Source organism: Crocosphaera sp. (genome assembly GCF_030064895.1).
Lineage (GTDB): Bacteria > Cyanobacteriota > Cyanobacteriia > Cyanobacteriales > Microcystaceae > Crocosphaera.
Genome location: NZ_JASJEB010000063.1, coordinates 43,945 through 63,144, shown reverse-complemented (window position 1 = coordinate 63,144; position 19,200 = coordinate 43,945). Strand labels below are relative to the sequence as shown.

At 37.3% G+C, this 19,200-nt stretch carries 17 protein-coding genes, 1 tRNA gene and 1 pseudogene; 9 read left to right on the top strand and 10 right to left on the bottom strand.

Features of this window, described 5'->3' with window-relative positions:
- Window positions 1-715: 715 nt before the first annotated feature.
- Window positions 716-2,110 carry a magnesium transporter gene (mgtE, locus tag QNJ66_RS15220; RefSeq protein WP_300508355.1) on the top strand — a complete coding sequence of 465 codons (1,395 nt, stop codon included), beginning with the start codon at window positions 716-718 and terminating at the stop codon, window positions 2,108-2,110.
- Between the two features lie 498 nt (window positions 2,111-2,608).
- Here mgtE and QNJ66_RS15215 read toward each other — a convergent pair whose 3' ends face one another.
- Complete coding sequence (locus QNJ66_RS15215; RefSeq protein WP_300508353.1) at window positions 2,609-3,952, bottom strand: GTP-binding protein; 1,344 nt, start codon at window positions 3,950-3,952, stop codon at window positions 2,609-2,611.
- 101 nt (window positions 3,953-4,053) lie between these two features.
- Here QNJ66_RS15215 and QNJ66_RS15210 point away from each other — a divergent pair, with 101 nt between their 5' ends.
- The 4 genes from QNJ66_RS15210 (at window position 4,054) to ilvC (ending at window position 7,201) form a co-directional block, all read left to right on the top strand.
- On the top strand, window positions 4,054-4,935 hold the full coding sequence (locus QNJ66_RS15210; RefSeq protein WP_300508362.1) for a dienelactone hydrolase family protein: 882 nt from the start codon (window positions 4,054-4,056) through the stop codon (window positions 4,933-4,935).
- A gap of 102 nt (window positions 4,936-5,037) precedes the next feature.
- On the top strand, window positions 5,038-5,598 hold the full coding sequence (gene efp, locus QNJ66_RS15205) for an elongation factor P (protein WP_300508351.1): 561 nt from the start codon (window positions 5,038-5,040) through the stop codon (window positions 5,596-5,598).
- 38 nt (window positions 5,599-5,636) lie between these two features.
- Window positions 5,637-6,110, top strand: a complete 474-nt coding sequence (gene accB, locus QNJ66_RS15200) for an acetyl-CoA carboxylase biotin carboxyl carrier protein (RefSeq protein ID WP_300508349.1) — start codon at window positions 5,637-5,639, stop codon at window positions 6,108-6,110.
- A 95-nt stretch (window positions 6,111-6,205) separates the two neighbouring features.
- Window positions 6,206-7,201 carry a ketol-acid reductoisomerase gene (gene ilvC, locus QNJ66_RS15195; RefSeq protein ID WP_300508347.1) on the top strand — a complete coding sequence of 332 codons (996 nt, stop codon included), beginning with the start codon at window positions 6,206-6,208 and terminating at the stop codon, window positions 7,199-7,201.
- Between the two features lie 216 nt (window positions 7,202-7,417).
- Here the strand turns inward: ilvC and QNJ66_RS15190 are convergent, their stop codons facing one another.
- The 6 genes from QNJ66_RS15190 to QNJ66_RS15165 form a co-directional block, all read right to left on the bottom strand.
- Window positions 7,418-7,642, bottom strand: a complete 225-nt coding sequence (locus QNJ66_RS15190) for a hypothetical protein (RefSeq protein WP_300508345.1) — start codon at window positions 7,640-7,642, stop codon at window positions 7,418-7,420.
- 86 nt (window positions 7,643-7,728) lie between these two features.
- Window positions 7,729-8,469, bottom strand: coding sequence for a hypothetical protein (locus QNJ66_RS15185; RefSeq protein ID WP_300508343.1), 741 nt, complete (start codon window positions 8,467-8,469; stop codon window positions 7,729-7,731).
- 172 nt (window positions 8,470-8,641) lie between these two features.
- A complete protein-coding gene (gene cobA, locus QNJ66_RS15180; RefSeq protein WP_300508341.1) occupies window positions 8,642-10,153 on the bottom strand; it encodes a uroporphyrinogen-III C-methyltransferase in 1,512 nt (503 codons plus the stop codon).
- Window positions 10,154-10,176: 23 nt separating this feature from the next.
- Window positions 10,177-11,628 (bottom strand): serine/threonine-protein kinase, encoded by a 1,452-nt coding sequence (locus QNJ66_RS15175; RefSeq protein ID WP_300508339.1) that lies wholly within the window; start codon window positions 11,626-11,628, stop codon window positions 10,177-10,179.
- 104 nt (window positions 11,629-11,732) lie between these two features.
- Window positions 11,733-12,509, bottom strand: coding sequence for a precorrin-4 C(11)-methyltransferase (gene cobM, locus QNJ66_RS15170; protein WP_300508337.1), 777 nt, complete (start codon window positions 12,507-12,509; stop codon window positions 11,733-11,735).
- Window positions 12,502-14,217: an alpha/beta hydrolase gene (locus tag QNJ66_RS15165; protein ID WP_300508335.1), complete on the bottom strand. Its 1,716-nt coding sequence runs from the start codon at window positions 14,215-14,217 to the stop codon at window positions 12,502-12,504. The genes cobM and QNJ66_RS15165 overlap by 8 nt, the downstream gene beginning before the upstream one ends.
- 259 nt (window positions 14,218-14,476) lie before the next feature.
- Between QNJ66_RS15165 and QNJ66_RS15160 the strand changes: the two genes are divergently transcribed.
- Window positions 14,477-15,844, top strand: coding sequence for a glycosyltransferase family 39 protein (locus QNJ66_RS15160; protein ID WP_300508333.1), 1,368 nt, complete (start codon window positions 14,477-14,479; stop codon window positions 15,842-15,844).
- A gap of 2 nt (window positions 15,845-15,846) precedes the next feature.
- On the opposite strand, the gene QNJ66_RS15155 is transcribed toward QNJ66_RS15160, so the two are convergent.
- A complete protein-coding gene (locus QNJ66_RS15155) occupies window positions 15,847-16,446 on the bottom strand; it encodes a type IV pilin-like G/H family protein (protein ID WP_300508331.1) in 600 nt (199 codons plus the stop codon).
- A gap of 201 nt (window positions 16,447-16,647) precedes the next feature.
- On the opposite strand from QNJ66_RS15155, the gene QNJ66_RS15150 reads away from it, so the two are divergent.
- Window positions 16,648-16,721 (top strand) — tRNA-Met (locus QNJ66_RS15150).
- 234 nt (window positions 16,722-16,955) lie between these two features.
- On the opposite strand, the gene QNJ66_RS15145 is transcribed toward QNJ66_RS15150, so the two are convergent.
- On the bottom strand, window positions 16,956-17,135 hold the full coding sequence (locus QNJ66_RS15145) for a hypothetical protein (RefSeq protein ID WP_300508329.1): 180 nt from the start codon (window positions 17,133-17,135) through the stop codon (window positions 16,956-16,958).
- Window positions 17,136-17,224: 89 nt separating this feature from the next.
- Between QNJ66_RS15145 and QNJ66_RS15140 the strand changes: the two genes are divergently transcribed.
- Together QNJ66_RS15140 and QNJ66_RS15135 are read left to right on the top strand one after the other, a co-directional pair.
- On the top strand, window positions 17,225-18,037 hold the full coding sequence (locus QNJ66_RS15140) for a TPM domain-containing protein (protein WP_300508327.1): 813 nt from the start codon (window positions 17,225-17,227) through the stop codon (window positions 18,035-18,037).
- A 15-nt stretch (window positions 18,038-18,052) separates the two neighbouring features.
- Window positions 18,053-18,682, top strand: coding sequence for a precorrin-8X methylmutase (locus tag QNJ66_RS15135; protein WP_300508325.1), 630 nt, complete (start codon window positions 18,053-18,055; stop codon window positions 18,680-18,682).
- Window positions 18,683-19,052: 370 nt separating this feature from the next.
- Here the strand turns inward: QNJ66_RS15135 and QNJ66_RS26220 are convergent.
- A pseudogene (locus tag QNJ66_RS26220) lies at window positions 19,053-19,142 on the bottom strand (WD40 repeat domain-containing protein); the annotation flags it as partial.
- Window positions 19,143-19,200: the final 58 nt, after the last annotated feature.

The following is a 19,200-nucleotide window of genomic DNA, read 5'->3' as shown; positions in this document are numbered from 1 at the left end:
ACACAAGATTCTGGAATATGGATGCTTCGCAGTTTGTTTACTGGTCGGGCATTCATCCCTAACCTAAGCGTGGATAAGGGAATTCTGCCCGACATTAGGTTAAAGAGGTTGAGAATTAAGCTCGGTAAATTTTCCGTTGCTAGACACAGAACCTATATATTGTTTGACGGAGATCGCCTTCAATGGCGATCTCCAAAAAGACACTACGGTTTCGTTCCGCAAATGCGGCTGCACTACTACAAATATCCGTGCCTCAGTCTGTTCTAAAAATAGCTTTCTGAGTCTTTTCCGGATATTTGACGCTCCATAGTTCACAAGTCAAAAGTTAGAAATCAAAAGCCACTCATTTCACCGAAAATCATTGGGTCTGAAGCCCCGCCTTTTAAGGCGAACCGTTTTTGAGACAGAGCAGAAATCTCTGTCTCAAAAACAACTTCTGTTCGCTAGAGCCGGAATGTAGTGAGGAACTTCTGACTTCGTTAACTCTTCTGTCAGTAAGAGGATTCAAAAATCTGATTCTCATAATAATAGTTTATCTGAGATTTCACCATCCCTTAATTTCTAAAATATCTCTAGAATATTTATTAAGTAAAGATAGTTAGCAAGTTGTCAATTGACTAATGACGTTGATGTATTGCTTAATACAAGGCGTATTTTTTCTAAAGAATATTTGATATAATCTTTGAGTTGTTTATCTTCTCTCGTTAATTAAGTTATGAATGATAGAGTGGTGGATTTTTCTCAAGGGTCAAGGAGTAATTTAAGAGATGTTATTAACAAGCAATTATTAATATTTTTAGAAGCTAAAAATTATGAAGCTGCGAAAACTTTATTAATTCCTGTTGCTTCTGTTGATATTGCTGAGGCGATCGCTGATTTGCCAAAAACTATGCAAATTATTGCTTTTCGACTATTAAAGAAACAGGAAGCGATTGAAGTTTATAAATATTTAGATAAAGCAACTCAGCAATCACTAATTGAAGATTTTAAAGACACAGAAGCGGTGGAAATAATTAATAATATGTCTCCTGATGAGAGGGTTAAGTTATTGGATGAGTTACCCCCTCAATTAGTGAGAAATTTGGTGGCACAATTAACCCCACAAGAAAGGGAATTTAATGCTTTATTGTTGGGTTATGCTGCCAATACAGCCGGGAGAATTATGACTCCTGAATATATTTATGTGAAAGAAAATATTACAGTTACCGAAGCACAAACTAAAATTAGAAATCTCGCTAATGAAATCGAAGTTGCTTATTATATTTACGTTACTGATGATAGTAAAAAGTTGAGGGGGACATTATCATTAAAAGATTTAATTATCGCTAATCCAGAGACAATTATTTCAGAAATTATGACCACAAATATTATTTATGCTTATACTAATACGGATCAAGAAGAGGTTGCTAAATTAATTCAAAGATATGATTTAATTGCTTTACCTATTGTTGATCAAGATGAGAATTTATTAGGGGTGGTTACTGTTGATGATGTTATTGATATTTTGGAAGCAGAAGCAACGGAAGATATTTATAAAATGGGTGCTATTGAAGCAGCAGAAGAAGACGAAAATTACTTTAAATTAGGCTTTTATAAGGTTACTAAAAAACGGATTCCTTGGTTACTGATTTTATTAGTTACTAATTCTGTGACTGTCTTTTTAATGAGTAATTTTGAGGAAGTATTAGAAGAAGTTGTTACTTTAGCTTTCTTTACTCCATTATTAATTGATGCGGGAGGAAATGTTGGCGCACAATCATCTACTGTTATTATTCGAGGTTTAAGCACAGATGAATTAAGAGATAAGAAACCTTTTCCTATTATTATTAAAGAGTTAATCACGGGGGGATTATTAGGAATTATTTTAGCTATCTTTGTTATTGTTTTAATTTTCCTATTATTGGGTAAACTAGAAATAGGTTTAACCGTAGGATTTAGTTTAATTGCGATTACAATCATTGCAGCAACAACAGGTGCAGCTTTACCCTTTCTTTTCAAGAAAATGGGATTTGATCCTGCTTTGATGTCTGCACCATTTATTACTACTGTTGTGGATATTTTGGGAATTTTTGTTTACTTTACTATCGCTAAATTTATTTTAAATATCTAGTATAAATATGAGAGTTTATGTTCTGATTTATTAAGTATATAATTATTTCTATCAATAGAATACTAAATTTTTTAGAAGAACGTAAGAAAGAACGCAAGAATAATAACAAACCTCGTGATTTTAGTTCACTTAAAATTGACTTACACCCTGAAAATAAAAAACCACTGAGATCGCGTATTACGGGACAAGACTTTATTACTATTTCTTTGCAAAATTGTTCAATACAACAACAATAGTCCATGAAAAATAATAAAAAATCGTTTTTTCTCTGTATAGAACAGTTCAGTATTTTTGAACTGAGTTGTTGATTATCTTTATAATTTCAGGAGGTTTTAACGAATTAATTTCTGATATACTTATGATCATAAACCAAAATATTAGTATTAAATAATACTCTAAATTAGAGAAATTGCTGAAATAAGCGCTGAAGTAAATGACGAATTGATCGTTTTTTTGAATAATATTTATTGAGTAAAAATAGATAATAATACATTAATTTTAATCATCTATTTGTAAACGATAAATAATAGTATTAGGATCAACTTGATTAATAATATTTTTAATGACCATACTCGGTCCAATATCTCCCCAACTGCATCCTTTTTCTAAATATTCTTGTGCTGCTTTACCAATAATATAAGTCCCATAAGCTGCGAAACCACCTTGCATGATAGCTGTACTTCCATAAGTCGTTAAAATAGCAGGATTTTCTATAAAACTCGACACTGCTAAAGCTGTTTTTCCTAACCCCAAGATTAAACCTGTTGCAATTTCTCCCAATAATAAACCTCCAGAACTTAACAAAATTTTGCGCCATAATTTTCCTGCTTCATGATTAGTTATTGGTAGTCCGTATAATCTAGCTAAAGAACGAATTAAAATTAAATCTGTTACACTTCCTCCCATAATATCCAGAAAAGCGATAGGGTTAACAGCAACTGCAACCGACTTATATTTAACATATTTCCAAATAATTTCTTCTGCTTCTTTTTTTCTATTTTCTACTGTTTTTCTAGCAATATTTTCCTCTGCTTTTTTCGCTTTTTGCAAAGCATTTAAACATAATAAAGATTTTCCCTCTTGATTTAAAAGAAACAAAATTTTGTTTCTCAATTCATCAATTATTGCTGGAGGTATTTCCCATTCCTCTGCTGTTTTGCCATCAGGATATTTAACTAAAATAGGTATAGGTTTAGGAGAAGCTGCCACCCTAACAATATCTTCAGCAGCAATCAATAATTTCTCGTCAATATTAGAACTTAGTCCAATTTTCTGTAATTGTTCATAAATCGTTTGTATATCTTTATCAGGATAGAGATCAATTTTATTAAAGACTAAAATAATAGGTTTTAGGGCTTTTTTTAGCTCTAATAATGCCTCATATTCGCTGCGAGTAATATCCTCAGAAATCACAAATAAAATTAAATCTGCTTCATCGGCAATATTTCGAGACATAATTTCCCGTTCTCTGCCATCAATTTCATCTAATCCAGGAGTATCGATAAACTCAACTTTAATCTTACTACTAGGAGGAGTCCAACGAACAGATTGAGGCCATTTTGTTACCCCATGAATCGGCCCACTTTCGAGAATATTTTGACCCATTAAGGCATTGATAACAGCAGATTTTCCCCGACTTACTAAGCCAAAGGTAGCAATTTTAATAACATTATTTTCTATTTTATCTAAAGAAGATTTTAACGCTTGTAAATCTTGTTTTACAGCAGCTTGAAGTTCTAAATTTGGCGGATAATTCCAATGACGACGGACGCTAGTATACCAGGATAAAGCTTGTTGAAGACTAGCACGAGTTTGTTGAATATGAGTATCTTGTTGAGTCAATGTTAATTAAAAAGTGAGAATTGATAACTAATATAATAATTTGTACAGGCAATTTTTTAAAAGTTATGATAACTTAAAAATGTTATTTATCAATGTTATCTATGCGTTTATTTATTGCACTGCTTTTAGGAACCTTTTTAGTGATAATTGGGTGGCAATCAAATCTGTTTGCTACAGATACACAGTTACCTCCTCAAGATAATTATGCAGATTATATGTGGCAAGTTCATCAAAATGAGCGACCCATACCTACCCATATTTTAACCCAAGCACCAACCGAAAATGATGGTGTTAGCGCAGAGATGGTAACTTACGGAACCTTAGGAAGAGAAGCGATCGCAGGTTATTTGGCCTCTCCCCAAAACAGCGATCGCCCCTTACCCGGAATTATTGTCATCCATGAATGGTGGGGACTCAACGATAATATCAAAGCCATGACCCGTAAAATAGCAGAACTGGGTTATACAGCCTTAGCCGTAGATATGTATGGCGGAGAAGCAGCCGAAACACCCGAAAAAGCCAGAGAATTAGTCACCGAAGCCAGAAATAATCGCGATCGCCTGCGAGAAAATCTTACCTTAGCCTATGAGTATTTAGACCAAGAAAAAAACGTCCCAACCATCGCTTCTATTGGATGGTGTTTCGGGGGTAGTTTATCCTTGCAAACCGCCTTATTATTCCCTAAAACCCTGGATGCTGCGGTTATCTACTATGGGGGAGAATTAGAAACCAATCCAGAGGTACTAAAAGCCCTGGAAATGCCCATTTTAGGGATTTTTGGCGAGTTAGATCAAAGGCCATCTCCCGAAACCGTTAAAAAATTTGAAATGGCCTTGCAGTCTCTTAACAAAGAAGTTGACGTATATATCTATCCCAACGCTAATCACGCTTTTGCCAACCCATCAGGGGAACGTTATAACCCAGAAGCGGCCGCCGATGCTTGGGAAAAAACCCAACAATTTTTCTCAGATCATCTTAGATAAGACAATAATCAAAAAGATGTTAAATATAGTGACTAAATAACGGTTAAATGTTCCAAACTCTTGTAGAATAAATCTGGAATTTATAAGCTCTAAAACCCTTTCATGATTTCTAGTAACGATTTTCGGACTGGGACTAGCATTGAATTAGATGGTTCAGTGTGGCGCGTTGTTGAATTTCTGCACGTTAAACCCGGTAAAGGTTCGGCTTTTGTGCGAACCAAACTAAAAAATGCTCAAACCGGAAGCGTGGTGGAGAAGACGTTCCGTGCAGGAGAAACTGTTCCCCAGGCCAACTTAGAAAAACGCACCATGCAACATACCTATAAAGATGGAGAACAATACGTCTTTATGGATATGGAAACCTATGAAGAAGTGCGTTTAAACCCTGACCAAATGGGAACAACGGTCAACTACATCAAAGAGGAAATGGAAGCTGATGTTCTCTTCTGGAACGAGACCGTCTTAGAGGTACAACTACCCACCTCCGTTTTCCTAGAAGTAATAGATACCGATCCGGGAGTTAAAGGAGACACAGCAACTGGAGGAACGAAACCTGCTACGGTGGAAACTGGGGCGCAAGTAATGGTTCCCTTGTTTATTTCCATTGGGGAAAAAATCAAAGTAGATACCCGTGATGGTTCCTATTTAGGCCGAGAAACCTAAGAGGAAGTGTCAATCAATGATTATGGGATGGATAATTTGTGTCAATTAATTTTAACGAACTACGAGAGTTATTAGGGGCGATCGCTCACACCGATATTGCCGAAGTCAGCTTAAAAACAGAAACCTTTGAGTTAACAGTCCGACGAGACGTAACAAAAACGGCCACCACTCAACCCCCTATAGCAACTACCCCAGAAGTGGTCATACCCCCTTCTGTTCCTGCCACACCAACCCCACCCCCCGAACCGGTTCCCTCTCCCACAGACAAGGAATGGGTTGCTATTACCTCCCCAATGGTAGGAACCTTTTATCGCGCTCCTGCACCAGATGAACCCCCCTTTGTGGAAGTGGGCGATCGTGTCGGTAATACCCAAACAGTTTGTATTATTGAAGCGATGAAGCTGATGAACGAAATCGAAGCAGAGGTCACTGGAGAGGTGATGGAAATAGCTGTTACCAACGGGGAACCAGTGGAATACGGTCAAACCCTAATGTGGGTCAATCCTAGCTAAAAACAAAAGTAAAGATTACAAAATCCCCAAATTAGCACCTTAGGGCTTATACATTATATAACGGAGAGTTTGTAAGAAAATTAGGAGACAGCCTCATGGCTCGGATGTATTACGACGCAGATGCCAACCTTGATCTATTGGCAGGTAAAACCGTGGCGATCATTGGCTACGGTTCCCAAGGTCATGCCCACGCCCTCAATTTAAAAGATAGTGGCATCAATGTGGTAGTGGGGCTGTATCCAGGTAGTAAGTCACGAAAAAAGGCTGAAGAGGCAGGGTTAAAAGTTCTCAGTGTGGCCGAAGCTGCTAGTGCTGCTGATTGGATCATGATTTTGTTACCGGATGAGGTGCAAAAAACGATTTACAAAGAAGAAATTGAACCCAACTTAAGAGACGGTAAGGTATTATCCTTCGCTCATGGCTTTAATATTCACTTTGGTCAGATCGTTCCCCCCGAAACCGTAGATGTGGTTATGGTTGCTCCAAAAGGACCGGGCCATTTAGTTCGTCGTACCTACGAACAAGGGGAGGGCGTTCCCTGTTTATTCGCCGTTTATCAAGATGCCAGTGGACAAGCCCGCGATCGCGCCATGGCCTATGCTAAAGGTATCGGTGGAACCCGTGCCGGTATTCTGGAAACCACCTTTAGAGAAGAGACGGAAACAGACTTATTTGGAGAACAGGTGGTCCTCTGTGGTGGTTTATCCGCATTGATCAAGTCCGGGTTTGAAACTCTAGTGAACGCTGGTTATCAGCCAGAATTAGCCTATTTTGAATGTCTCCACGAAGTCAAATTAATTGTAGATTTGATTGTAGAGGGTGGACTAGCAAAAATGCGTGACAGTATCTCTAATACAGCAGAATATGGAGACTTAACAAGAGGTCCTCGCATCGTTACCGATGAAACTCGCGCCGAAATGAAACAAATTCTTTCAGAAATTCAATCCGGTCAATTTGCACGGGAATTTGTCTTAGAAAATCAATCCGGTAAACCCGGGTTTACTGCTATGCGTCGTCAAGAAGCAGAACACTCCATCGAGGAAGTAGGTAAAGACTTACGGGCGATGTTTAGCTGGTTAAAAGAAGGTTAAAGAAACAGGATATTTTATCCTAATATCCCTAGAAAACCCTACCGTATAAACGGATAGGGTTTTTCGAGTTTGTTTCTCAGCTATATATTGATCTTCTGAAAAATATCGGGTTTCTAACTGTTGCGCAATAGTATTATTTCTCAGAAGATATGTGATCGCCAGAAAAACATCAGAAGAAACTCACTGTTGGTTGTGGTGGTTAGGTTTTTCTCCAAGTCAATCACTTTTTCCTCGAGCTTTTCCTTCCAAATCGTCCACTTGTGCTTCCCTTTGCTTACTAGGTCTCTCAAAATCGGTATCTGGAGTAAAACTCAGGAAAATATTATTAACATAGGTACGGGTATTTTTGCTAACGGTACTTAGGGGTTTGGGTAAGAAACTATCCCCAGCAGCAACAAAAATTAATCCTAAAACTAATATAATTGATCCAATTGGTTTCATAAGTAAGTTCAGGGAACGACAACTCTACTATTATTAATGTTCCCAAAATGCTATGAAAAAAAACACTCCTCACACTGAAAAACGAGTTAACGATTAACATTAAAAGCGCGACCATAGGGACTTATTTGTTGTTGTCTTGAAGAGTTGGCAATAAGGGATAGATCGGAATTAAGAGTTAAGGTAAGATCACGGTTGGGATCGATAACCAATTCTTGATGTTCTCCACCTCCAATAATTTGACCTTCCGGTAAACCCCATCCTAAGAGGGTTCCTAAGGCCGCACCCCCTAATACTTCTAAGGGGTCAATTCTGCGATCGCCTGTTGTTCCTGCCACAATAGTAGCTGTACCAGCACCAGCAAAGGTTCCTGATAAGATATTAGCAACGGTTGCCCCTTCGTTTACGGTTTCGGTGCGAGAAACCACTTGAGAGGTAGCATCCAGGGGAACCCATTGATTATTAAGCACCATTTCCCGTGCTACAAACCGAGTTCCTTCTCGAGTGGGTTCGAGTTGGCCCCTAATTCTTGTACCAGCAGGAATTAAGAGACTACCATTGCTATCCCGTAGATTGCTGGATATTTGCAATTCTAGGGGTAAATATTCTCCTTGTTTAACACGAATTTGTTGTGATTGAGGATAAATAACAGGGAGTAACGTTCCTTGGGGAATACGAACCCGATAAGTGTCTGTTGTGGTGGGGTTAGGGTTAGGCAAAGGTTGAGCGGAAACGGTGGTTAAGGGTAATAATGATGTGGTGGTGGTAATAGCAACTAAAAATGCACTTAGCGTGGAAAACCCGGTTTTTTTCAGGTTAAGTGTTAACATTTTTGGTTCCCTCCTAATACTTTCTCTATGTTCAGCATAGGTCTTGTTTTTAGGGATGTCAGTCCCAAAAATAAGGGAACAATGGGTAAGTTTTTAGGGAAGATTAGGGGAAAAATGTAGAAATTAAGCGATACATTTCCATAGGGGTTAACTGCCGTTGACCCCTACAATATTAACTAAAATATTTAACTATTTCTTTAGTTAATCCTTCTAAGGTATATTCTTTTGCTTCTAGATCAACTCTTTCTAATAATTCATAACAAGTTTTTGAGGTTTGGGGTCCAATGGAGGCAAGACAAATATTATCTAAAAGGGATAAGATATCTGTTTTATTGTTGGTATTGATGGCTCTTTCTAAGAGTTGATAAAAGTTTTTTACGGTTTTAGAACTGGCAAAGGTAATAATATCAACTTGTTTATTTTGTAAAGCTTCCCATGCTTGTACATCAATCTTTTCTGGACATCCTGACTGATAGGCAGGAACTTCAATAATATTAGCTTCTTGTTTTTGTAATTCTTTGACTAAGATTTCTCTTCCTCCTGTTTCTACACGGGGAAATAATATTTTTTGATGGCTTAAATTTTCAGGAAAATGGTCAATTAATTGATCGGCAATAAAGTTAGGGGGAATAAAATCAGGGGTGAGATGATATTTTTGTAGACAAGAGGCAGTTTTTTTCCCTACTACGGCAATTTTAATATTACCTAAAACGCGCATATCTTTACCTAATTCTCGTAACCTCTGAAAGAAAAAGTTAACCCCATTAGCTGAAGTTAAAATTAACCAATCAAAGGAAGATAAGGTTTCAATAGCTAAATCTAATTCTTCCCAAGACGACGGGGGAAAAATTTCTAATGCTGGCATTTCTATGGTGTTTGCACCCTGTTGTTGTAAGAGTAAACTAAACTGACTAGATTGTTCTTTTGCACGGGTAATTAATACTGTTTTTTGGGCTAAAGGAAGGGTTGAATATGAAGACATATAGCGTAAATTAATGACGTTTCCAATAACAATAATAGCTGGAGACAAAGATAGTCCTGATACTTGTTCTATTATAGTATTTAATGTACCTAGATAAACTTTTTCTTGTTCACTTCCACTATTTTGAATAATGGCAATAGGTTCATTAGGTGATCGCCCGTTATTGATTAAATAATTAACTATTTTCTCAAGATTTCTTGTCCCCATTAAAATAACTAATGTATCTATTTTGGCTAAAGCTTGCCAATTTAATAATTCCGGTTGATGTCCTGTCAAAACAGTAAAACATTTACTTATTTTTTTATCAGTTAAAGGTATTCCTGTCAATAGGGGAGCAGCTAAAGCTGAGGAAATACCTGGCACTAATTCATAGTTACAATTAGCATCTTGTAAGGCATTAATTTCTTCATTAATACGGCCAAAAATTGCAGGATTTCCACTTTTTAACCTGACAACTTGTTTGCCTTGTAAACAGTAATTAATCAATAAATAATTAATTTTATTTTGTTTGCTACTGGGTTGACCGCCTCTTTTACCAACATTAATCATTAGGCAATTTTCAGGCACTAAATCAAGCAAATTATTATCAACCAAAGCATCATATATTAACACTTCAGCTTGGGATAAAAGATGATAAGCTTTCAGAGTTAAATAATTAATATTTCCGATTCCAGAACCCACTAAATATACTTTACCGTTCATCAAATTTTTATCCTTTTCAAACATTATAAAATAGTAGAAAGTAGTTTATAAATCAATTTAAACAGTGATAAAACTGCTATTAAACCTGCTCCTACCAATAATCCTGACATTAATAAAAATAAAATAGATTCCAATGCTAAACCGCCAAAAAATAAAGAAATCATCAATACACATACTGTTATTGTTCCAATAATTAATAAATCTTTTTTATCTAAAACACCTCGATATTGAAGATAAATAAGAACACTAATTATCATACATCCTATGATAATTCCTGGAGCAAAAAGAAATTTTTTTAAAAGCAAAACTAGGATCGCCCCTTCAAATCCATTAAACCCTGAATAAATGATTAAGTCTACACTAGAAAAATTCTTTTTAGAACTAGGAATAATAGGAGAAGGATTAGGAATAGGATTAGGAACAGAAATAGTTGGTGGAGAGGTAGAAGGTACAGAAGAAATAGGGGGATTTGGTGTAGTTTGAATTAACGTTTTAGGACTAGAATAAACCCCTTGAGATTGGACTGAATGTAAAGCTTGTAACACCTCCGATGCACTTTGAAAGCGATCGCTAGGACTGGGTAACAATAATCTATCTAATATGTTAGCTAAACCACCACTAATATTAGGAACATCAGGTTTCCAATTCCAACAATTATTATAAGAATCATATAATTCTTTTGGAGATTTTCCTGTTAATAAATTCAAACAAGTTGTCGCCAAAGCATATAAATCTGTTGCTGGATAAACCGCAGATCCCTGCATTTGTTCAGGGGGAGCAAATCCAGCAGTAAAAATTCCTGTTGAATTTTTTTGAGGGTTTCCTGCACTAGCAGTAACTTGTTTAACCGCACCAAAATCTAATAAATATAAACGACCTTCTTTATCTCGCATAATATTAGAAGGTTTAAGATCACGGTGAATACAATTATTATCATGGACAAACTGTAAAATCAATAAAATTTCGTGGAGAACTTCTATAATTTTTCTTTCCATAAAAACCCCATTTTTCCCTAGTTCTGTTTCTAAATCTTCTCCATCAATAAATTCTTGAACCAAGTAAAAAAACTGTTCTTCTACCTTAGTAATATGATTAGGAACTATCAAAGGGAAAAAGGCATATAACCGAGGAATTTGCGGATGTTTACTACCTAAATCTTCTAAAATAATAGCTTCTCTTTCAAATAATTGTTGAGCAGTAGCCAAAGCTTGCGTATTCAAGTTTCCTTCAGGTTGAAACTGTTTCACCACACAGGAACGCATAGTAGGGGTAAAGCGATCTTTCGCCAAAAATGCCGCACCAAACCCCCCTTTTCCTAACAACTTAGACGGTAAATAACGACCACCTAAAATAAGAGGCATTCCGCAACTGGTACAATATTTTTGTTGTACAGTTTTCAACTTGGAAGGATCATCAAGATCAGCAAATGAATTTTCAGGATCAGGACATCCTGGACGAGTACAAAGAAGTTCCATGCTAAATGGATAGGGTGAAAATTTTCTTTGCTTTTACTTTAACAAATTAATAGCAATTTTTTAAAGGGTTACCGGTCGTTAACCTCGACAATATAAACATCACGTCATCGGTTATGAGGTCGAAATAAATGATTATGTTGAGGATGATAAAGTTGAGAACGATAATTTTCCTCAGTATTTAAAGCAGGACTAATAAGATATAAAGTTGTCCTAATTAAGTTTTCTTCTTCAGTAACTTCTGCCATTGTTTCCAAAGGAACAATGAGTATTTTTTCATCGGGCCAACCAATACGGAAACAAATAGCAACAGGGGTATTAGCAGGATAATATTGCAATAATTTTTCTTGAGATTTTCTAACATGGCGGGCAGCTAAATATAAACACAAACTAGATTGATGTGCTGCCAAACTTTCTAATTTTTCAGCATCAGGAACTTGAGAAGCACTACCACTAACACGAGTTAAAATAATTGTCTGAACTAGATCAGGAATAGTCAATTCTGTGCCTATTTTCGCTGCTGCTGCCTGAAATGCACTAATTCCTGGTATTAATTTAAACTCAATCTTTTCTCGCAAAAGTATTGAAATTTGTTCATTTATCGCACTATATAAAGTTAAATCACCTGAATGAAGACGCACCACAGATTTATTATTTATAACCCGATCAATCATTATTCTCATGATAGATTCCAGGGTTTTATTTCCTGTGGCAATTAACTCACAATCATCACGAACATCTTGTAAAACTTGCTTCGGAACCAAAGAATCAGCATACAAAATAACATCAGCTTTGGTAATAATTTTGTATGCCTTTAAAGTCAATAAATCTGGATCACCAGGACCAGCACCAATAAAATAGACAGAAGGGGTTAAATTAGTCATCACTAGGAATAATATTACGGGGGAAAATAGGTCGATTTCTAGCAGGTTTTTTGCGATTAAATAACTCACCAAAAGTAATTTCTGCATCATCTTGAACTAGATGAAGAGGATTAGGTTCCCTACTAATATACTTGGCATAACTAGACGTTAAATAAGGACGAAACTCCTCATTCTCAGCAACATAAACCTCAGCAAAAGCCACTAAAAAAGCATTACCATAAGTGTCAATTACTTGTTGATTAGGAATACTTAAATCTGGTAAAGAATTCAATACCGCTTTCATTTGTGCATCCAACTTAGAAAAATTAACATGGGCTTGTCCTTCTACTAAAGCAAAGTATTTATCATCCGTATTAATCCAAACAAAAGCTTGTAACTGTTCAATTGCTGCTGGCGTTGCTGGATCACTGCTTCCGGCTGCTAAAAAAACAGGAATACTTACTTGAGAAAGTCCTGTTGCCCCAAAAACTGCGCTAGTAACAGGATTAATAACCAAAGCAGAAGTAATTCGTTCATCTCGAAAATTATAGTCTTTGCGAGGTAATTCTAAAGCCCGACATTGTAACAGTAAAGACAAATTTGGTCCCCATAAATTCCGTCCACAAATCTCTTCTAATGTATCAAAATCTAACTTTGCTCCTGCTAAAGCCAAAGCAGTATATCCCCCAAAAGAATGACCCATGACACCAACATTATTCAGGTCTAAACGTCCTCCAAATTCCCTACTATTTCGTCTTTCTAATTCATCAATTACATAACTCACATCTAAAGGACGATCAACATATTCATCGACTTTAACAATCTCCCGAGAAAACCCTTGTAACATTTCTTGAAGCTGATTAAAATCGCTACCAGGATGTTGCGGTAAAGCCACTACATAACCATAGGAAGCCAACTGTTCGACATCCTCTTCAAAATCTTCCGGACTAGAAGCTAAACCGTGGGAAAAAACGACCACAGGGGTTTTGCCTTCTCGCCATCGTTGCGGTTGTACCAACACCACATCAAACTCCCGTTGGCGACTCTCATCGAATAATCTCACTCTACGGGAAGGTGCAACCCCATAATCTCCCCGTTGGCGAATATCTCTGATATTGCTAAAGTTGGGGACAGTCTCCCGTTCCCTCGTTTGAGCAGAGATAGATTTCATTTCCGTGACAATAGCATTAGTTCCCTGTCCCAACAGTTCTAGATAATTAGCCGCCCTGAGAATTTCTTCCAGGTTAAACTGCATATTAACCGGCAAATAACGCAGAAAATTCAGTAAAGTTAATCCTTCTTCGTCAAAAGCAGCTTGAACCATCGCTCCTCTAATAGGATACAGTCCATTGCGTCCCCCTTGAATAGAAAATAAGTGACCAACTCGGTGTAACAGTTCTTGTCCCATAGGACTATTGAAGAAACGAGACACTTGTACGGGGTTAAGATCCACTTTTTTCAGTAAAGCTTGTCGAAACGCCTCTTTTTCTTCGTCATTCACCCCGGCCAAATTCATATAATAAGCTAATTCCCTATTAATCACCCCTTCATTAGCAAACAGTTCCAACGAATCAATTCCCAAAGATAAATTAATGGGAGGATAAATGAAAACAAGTCTTGATTGTGCATAGACAGGCAACACAGTTAAAATAGCTGCCAGGGTTCCTAAAGTAAGATTTTTTAAGTTTTTTTGAACAGGACGCTTGAGAGAAGACAAAAAACCAAACATATTTTTTTATGAGGCGATCGCCATTAATCAATCCGTCTCTTAATATAGCACTGCCATAGTTAAGATAACTTTTCAATGGGATGTCTCAATATTTCGGTTGGGGGAGTGTGGGTAGTGTGGGAGGGGTGGGAAGTCAGGTAATTTTAATGTTTAATCTATGCAAATGACAATTGCCTTAAAACTTCTGTTTTTAGCATTAAACTGGTAACTGTTCAATGCTAACTACTTTAGAATTGATCGATAAGAAATTCTCAAACCTATGAACTCAAACACATTTACTTGGCATCCTTTACAATCTTTACACCCACATAGCGATACTTGGCGCAATATTTATTCTTGGGCAGGTTTGTTAGGTATCGCCCTCATTCTATTTACATCTAACCTCAATGGTTCCCCCCTCTTGGACTCAGAACGCATTATCAGCCAACTGGTTACAGAAATGGCACAAACATCCTTTTTATCAGGAGACTGGCTATTTCCCACCCTTCAAGGTCAACCCTATCATCAACATCCCGTCTTAGGGCTATTTTTATTGACCCTAAACAATGGTCAAGGGGAGTTACACCCTGGAAGTCTTCGTTTAGTGGGAGCGATATTTGCCTCGTTTTCTGTCCCCTTATTGTATGCAGTAGCACGGGAAATTTTTGTCCTCTGGCGACCGTCTGTATTGAGTGCTTTAGTTTACTTGATGTTATTTCCGGTGGTTCGTTGCAGTCGTCTAGCTACTTTAGATGGAATTGTCCTATTTTGGTCAATTCTCACCGTATTATGTGTATTACGTTCCCGTCGTGATTTTCGTTGGTCTTTGGCACTTGGTTTAAGTTTAAGTGGGTTATTCTTAACTCAAGGATTAATTGCTTGTTTATTGACAATTACCTTAATGGTTTTTTTGGCTTGGGATACCCCCAGACTTTTAAGTTCTATCTATTTTTGGATGGGTGTTTCTCTGGGTATTTTACCAGCTTTAACTTGGTATTGGATGGAATGGTTGGTCTATGGAAATGCTTTTTTAACTGACATTTTTTTCCACTCTTTTCAAAGAGGTTTACATGACTTTTTTGTATCCTTAACCTATTATCCTCTAGCTATTATTAAATATTGTTGGCCTTGGCTTATATTTGCCTGTTATGGACTCAGATTTGCTTGGCAATCTCTCAACTGGGGATGGGCTAAATTAATACTAGTTTGGGCTGCTTGTTATGGGGCAATTATTGTTATACTGCCCCTGGATACTATGAGTTATCTTTTGCCTTTTTGTCCAGCTTTAGCTTTGGCTAGTGGCATGATCCTTCATGAAAGTAATTATTTGCCTCATGATCTTTCCTATCCTAAATCTTGGTGGATGATTTTATTAAGTCTGTCAGCCGTAGCAAGTATTATTAGTCTTTTCGTTGTTTTTGATTTTCCTTTCGCTTTAGTTTTAAATGAGTTCGATTTCACTTTATTATCTGATCGTTTATTCTTAGTTTTAACTTTGATAACAGTTACTTTAACTTGGGGTATTACCTCTACTTTAATTGTTCGACGCAATTCCCAATTTATTGCTGTTTTATTATGGGGAATGTATGTTAGTTTACTATTAGTAATTAGTTCACCTTATTGGACTGGTAATAACATTTATTTCTAAAATTATCGCAGTGCTTCCAATGCCACAGTAGGATCACATTGCGCTTGTGTTCCTACTATTATACCGGTAACTGTCCCGGTTCCAGTTGTAGTATTAGTTGCTGTTAAACCAAGAATGTTATATTGATTGTTCTTATCAGTGGAACGACAAACCACTGAGTCATAAATCCTATTTATAGAGTCATAACTCACTCCTGCTATATAGTCTCGGGTTCCATTTACTTGATTATCTTTTCCTTTTGCTCCTTGTAAACCTCCAACCGTAACACTATTAAGTTGATGAAGAAAAACAGTGTAATATTTTTCATTACCCACAGGAACCTCTAACTGCTGAGTACTTGTAGCAAAGTCAGCTTTTTCCTTAAAATAAGCTTGTTGAGCGCGATTTATCGCCCCCATTAAATTTTTTGCTTCTGACTCTCTACTACGTCCGATCATACCCATAGTTTGCGGTAGAGCGATCGCACTTAAAACACCTATAATAATAACTACAACTAATAATTCAATTAAGGTAAACCCTTGTTGTTTATTTGTTTGCAGCAAGGCTCTAAGCAGGGTTATAGAAGGATACTGAGAAGATAGGTTTTGATTTTGTCTATTCATAAAACGGCTCATGCTGATACAGGTTAGGAAACTTAACTGTCATTCATAAAGTACCCAAATCAAACAAATTTTATATCAGTTATCAGTTATCAGTTATCCGTATTCACTGCTCACTGTCATTCCCAGGTACAAGGAATCTCATTTTTTTTTGACAAACCCCTTGCAATTTTCCGTAACTTGTTGTTATACTAATAAAGGCGACGCGGGATAGAGCAGTCTGGTAGCTCGTCGGGCTCATAACCCGAAGGTCGGTGGTTCAAATCCGCCTCCCGCCATCTAATATAAAAATTTTTGTAGGGGTCAACAACCGTTGACCCCTACATATTTATTCGAGTGTGCAAGCTGATGATATTGCCCGCATTTTAAACAGCAGCTACGATGTCAAGTTGATGAATGATGGTTTTCGTCGGTTGGTTAAAACCCTCCACTTGGACTATTTGTTTATTGATACCCATCCAGGATTATCAACAGAAACCTTTTTGTCCATTGCTATTTCCCATGTCCTGATTTTAATGTTTAGGATTTTGAGCAAGGCCAGCAGAAGCAGTAAAAGCCGTTGAACCAACAGCGGCCACTTCTACTGATAAAGTTTGCGTAACAATAATAGCTGTCACTACAATTACCGCCCCACAGACAGCTATAACGATAGGAGTCAAGGCACACAAAGTCTGACAATCAAGAGATTTCATAATTTAACCATTCCCAAAACAATGTAAACAAATGTAAAATTGATTAATATTTATTTAATTGTTGACAATCGGTACCTTAGTAAAATCTTATGCAAAAACGTGGTTTAAAGTCTTGGTTAACTTCTCTTGTAGCCTGTATTCTGGGCTTATTCATCTTAGTTTCTTCCCCTTCAGCAGCCTTAGCAGTCAATAACCCGGAATTATTGCCAGATAAAGTGACTCCAGTGGTAGATTTAGCCAATTTTCTCCCCGATAGCGTAGAAGAATCCTTAATTAAAGATATAGAAACCTTTGAAGGGGAAACCGGATGGAGAATCCGCGTTTTAACCCAATATGATCGCTCCCCCGGTCGTGCGGTGATTAATTTTTGGGGTTTAGATGACAAAAGTATCCTCTTAGTGGCTGATTCCCGTGGGGGTAATCTCCTCTCCTTTAGTATTGGAGACGACGTTTATGACTTACTACCAAGAACTTTCTGGATCGAATTACAAGCCCGTTTTGGTAATATGTATTATATACGGGAAAATGGGGAAAATAGCTCTATTATGAACTCACTAGGCACAGTTAAAGGGTGTTTAGTCAAGGGAGGTTGTGGAGTTGTCCCTGGTTTACCGAGAGAGCAATGGATTCTTACTTTGATTACCTCGATTGTCGGTGGTTTGGTCTTTGGCTTTGCAGGAATTCCCCGTAAATCGGATCAAGTGTTTGCTTGGCAATGGGTTCTGATTATTTCACCGTTATGGGGCATTCTCTTTATTGCCTTTGGTATTGGTCCAGTAGTCACTAGAACTTCTGATTGGTTGCCTTTATTCCGCAATGTTATGGGATTTGCACTAGGGGTATTAGTGGCTTATCTGTCTCCATTTTTAAATCAATCCTCTGCCTCCAATCCAAACACATAATTTTTTTTGTTAACTATGGAATGGCACCTTACTGATGCTCAAAGTCTAGCTATGATTGATAGGGAGATTGGCGAAACTGTTTTCTCCCCCGCCGAGTACGAAATTGTTCGGCGCGTTATTTATCAAACGGCTGACTTTGAATATCTTTCACTACTTCGTTTTTCAGAGAAGGCTTTGCAACTAGGGGCTGCTGCGCTGGCGGCCCGTCGAACTCTAGTTGTTGATGTACCTATGGTTCAGGTGGGTATTGTTCCCAATCTTCAGGACACCTTTGCCAATCCTGTTTACTGTAGCACCCAAACTATTACCCGTCCCCAGAAAACTAAAACTATGACTGCTTGGGGGATGCAAACTTTAGCAAAACGCTATCCCGAAGCTATTTTTGTGGTAGGAGAGTCCCAAACCGCCTTAACTGGGTTGGTGGAATTAGTGGAAGAAGATGAGATTAAACCGGCTTTGGTGATTGGTACTCCTGCCGGTTTTATTGGGGCAGATGTGGCTAAAGAAAGGTTACACGATGCCCAGATACCACATATTACGGTTAATGGTCGTAAGGGTAGCGCAGTGGTGGCAGCAGCTATTGTTAATGGGTTATTGGACTTGGCTTGGCAAGCTTATGGTCAGTCGGAAAGTGGGGCGAGGTAATGAAGTCAGAAGTCGGAAGTCGGAAGTTAGAAGTTCCTCACTCCGTTCCGGCACTATCGTACGGAAGTTGTTGAAAGAGTTAGCGTAGGGTGGGTTAGACGGCTACAATGCACGGTTATAAAGGAGAGACAAGAATTCGTCGTAACCCACCATTTTTAACACCACCCAACAAAAAAAATAGAGATTGCTTCGGGGGAATAATGAAAACAAATCAAACTTTAGTATTAATTCACCCCCTCGCAATGACAATCAAGAAATAATAATTAATATTGGGCTTAATAACATTGGGCTTAATATTATTAAGCCCCTACGGAGACAATAATAACACCCTAAATAATCTAACCTAATAAAACATTTATTGTCCTACACACTAAATATTGATAGTTCCGTCATCATTTCCACCAGCTAAATATTTACCATCTGGACTATATGCTATTGAAGAAACTGGGTTAGAATGACCTGTAAATGTTTTATAAATAAATTCATTACTATCTCGATCAAGTAATAAAGGGTTAGTT